Raw genomic sequence first — 563 nt, forward strand, 5'->3', positions numbered from 1 at the left:
CGATTTCCAATCGTGCTCCTTCGACCAAACTCGGACACCTCTCCATATGGCTCCCCGAACAGGACTCGAACCTGTGACAACTCGATTAACAGTCGAGTGCTCTACCAACTGAGCTATCAGGGAATATTCGTGGTAAAAAAAAACCCACATTCGTGGGGATTGCTTGGCGACGTCCTACTCTCCCAGAACCCTGCGGTTCAAGTACCATTGGCGCTGAAGGGCTTAACGGTCGTGTTCGAGATGGGAACGCGTGGTTCCCCTTCGCCATCATCACCAAACAGGATTTTTCGAAGATATACGTCTTCGAATTACTGCGAGAAAATATCCATCCATGCTCTTCAATCAACATGCATTTACTCACAGACTTTCATTCAAGGTTTGCACCCTGAAAACTAGATCCGAAACTTCACTTCACGCTTGAGCAGCGCGTCTCACACGCTTTCGCTTGCAAGACTCTTTCTTGGATAAGCCCTCGACCGATTAGTATTCGTCAGCTCCATACCTTGCGGCACTTCCACCCCGAACCTATCTACCTCATCGTCTATAAGGGGTCTTACATACTG

At 48.7% G+C, this 563-nt stretch carries 1 tRNA gene and 2 rRNA genes; all 3 read right to left on the reverse strand.

From position 1 onward, the window contains the following. Positions 1 to 47: 47 nt before the first annotated feature. Positions 48 to 123 (reverse strand) — tRNA-Asn (locus LRL21_RS44800). Positions 124 to 161: 38 nt separating this feature from the next. Then, a 5S ribosomal RNA gene (rrf, locus tag LRL21_RS44805) occupies positions 162 to 278 on the reverse strand. Between the two features lie 182 nt (positions 279 to 460). Further along, positions 461 to 563, reverse strand: a 23S ribosomal RNA gene (locus LRL21_RS44810); the annotation flags it as partial.

Origin of the sequence: Paenibacillus periandrae (assembly GCF_022458865.1) — a bacterium.
GTDB classification, from domain to species: Bacteria; Bacillota; Bacilli; order Paenibacillales; family NBRC-103111; genus Paenibacillus_S; species Paenibacillus_S periandrae.